This window comes from Pseudomonas sp. GM41(2012) (genome assembly GCF_000282315.2).
GTDB lineage: Bacteria > Pseudomonadota > Gammaproteobacteria > Pseudomonadales > Pseudomonadaceae > Aquipseudomonas.
Genome location: NZ_AKJN02000013.1, coordinates 1 through 2,148, shown reverse-complemented (window position 1 = coordinate 2,148; position 2,148 = coordinate 1). Strand labels below are relative to the sequence as shown.

The window sequence follows — 2,148 nt, the reverse complement described above, 5'->3', positions numbered from 1 at the left end:
TTCGTCGCCCAGTCCAACACCGCCGGCAGCTATGGCCAGTTCTCCCTCGGCACCGACGGGGCCTGGTCCTACGTCGCCGACTCAGCCCACAACGAGTTCGCCGCCGGCACCACCTACACCGATACCTTCGCGGTGAGCAGTGCTGACGGCACCCTCACCTCGGTCACCGTGCAGATCCTCGGCAGCAACGACGCCGCGGTGTTGTCCTCGGCCAGCGCCAACCTGACCGAGACCGATGCCCCACTGACCACCAACGGCACCTTGACCATCAGCGACGTCGACAGCGCCGCGACTTTCGTCGCCCAGTCTGGCACCGCCGGCAGTTATGGCCAGTTCTCCATCAACGCTGGCGGTGCCTGGAGCTATGTCGCCAACTCCGCGCACAACGAGTTCACCGCCGGCACCACCTACACCGACACCTTCGCGGTGAGCAGCGCCGATGGCACCCTCACCTCGGTCACCGTGCAGATCCTCGGCAGCAACGACGCCGCGGTGTTGTCCTCGGCCAGCGTCACCCTGACCGAAACCAATGCCCCACTGACCACCAACGGCAGCCTGACCATCAGCGACGTCGACAGCGCCGCGACTTTCGTCGCGCAGTCTGGCACCACCGGCAGTTATGGCCAGTTCTCCATCAACGCTGGCGGTGCCTGGAGCTATGTTGCCGACTCCGCGCACAACGAGTTCGCCGCCGGCACCACCTACACCGATACCTTCGCGGTGAGCAGTGCCGACGGTACCCTCACCTCGGTCACCGTGCAGATCCTCGGCAGCAACGACGCCGCGGTGTTGTCCTCGGCCAGCGTCACCCTGACCGAGACCAACGCCCCACTGACCACCAACGGCACCCTGACCATCAGCGACGTCGACAGCACCGCGACTTTCGTCGCCCAGTCCAACACCGCCGGCAGCTATGGCCAGTTCTCCATCAACGCTGGCGGTGCCTGGAGCTACGTCGCCGACTCCGCGCACAACGAGTTCGCCGCCGGCACCACCTACACCGACACCTTCGCCGTAAGCAGTGCCGATGGCACCGCGACCGAAGTCAGCATCACCATCAACGGCACTAACGATGCGCCGATAACGGACCTGAACGGCGGAGGCGCTGGCAACGACGCAACCGCAGCCTTCATAGAACAGACCTCCGTGCTGATCGTCCCGGGAGCGACCATCACCGACGTCGATTCGGCCAACCTGACCTCGATGACCGCGACGCTGACGGCGCGCCCCGACGGCAACGCCACCGAGTCGCTGTCGCTTAACGCAGCAGCTACAACGGCAGCGGTCGGCCTGACGGTCAGTTACACCGCCAGCACCGGCGTGCTGTCGATCACCGGTTCGGCCATCAAGGCCACCTACCAGACGATTTTGGACGGCATCCTCTACAACAACTCCAGCGATATGCCGACCACTTCTAATCGGACGGTGAACGTTGTGGTCAGCGACGGCATCGACAGCAGCATCTCGCACAGCGTCACCATCGGCGTCACCGCGCTCAACGACACCCCGGTGAACACGCTGCCAGCCAGCTACACGACGAATGAAGACACCGCATTCAAGCTCAGCGGTCTGTCGGTGGCAGACGTCGACGCAGGCGCTGGCAACATCTCGGTCACGCTCACGGTCGGCAGCGGCACCTTAACGGCCGCGACAGCAGGCAGTGTTACGGTCAGCGGCTCAGGCACCAGCAGCATCGTGCTCACGGGCACGCTCAGCAACATCAACACTTATCTGGGCACGGTCGCCAACCAGCCGACCTACACCCCGGTTGCCAATGCCAACGGTGCGGTCACCCTGACCATGCTGACCAATGACGGCGGCAACACGGGCACTGGTGGTGCGCTGAGCGACAGCGACACGATCAACATCAACATCACCGCTCTCAACGACGCCCCGGTGAACACGCTGCCGGCCAGCTACACGACGAATGAAGACACCGCATTCAAGCTCAGCGGTCTGTCGGTGGCAGACGTCGACGCAGGCGCTGGCACCATCTCGGTCACGCTCACTGTCGGCAGCGGCACCTTAACGGCCGCGACCGCAGGCAGTGTCGCGGTCAGCGGCTCAGGCACCAGCAGCATCGTGCTCACGGGCACGCTCAGCAACATCAACACTTACCTGGGTACGGTCGCCAACCAGCCGACCTAC

The 2,148-nt window shown here is 64.5% G+C and carries 1 protein-coding gene; it reads left to right on the top strand.

Annotated elements, in window-relative coordinates; all coding sequences use genetic code 11:
• Positions 1–2,148, top strand: a 2,148-nt coding sequence (locus tag PMI27_RS00005) for a beta strand repeat-containing protein (protein ID WP_024164612.1), incomplete at both ends; no start/stop codon positions are given.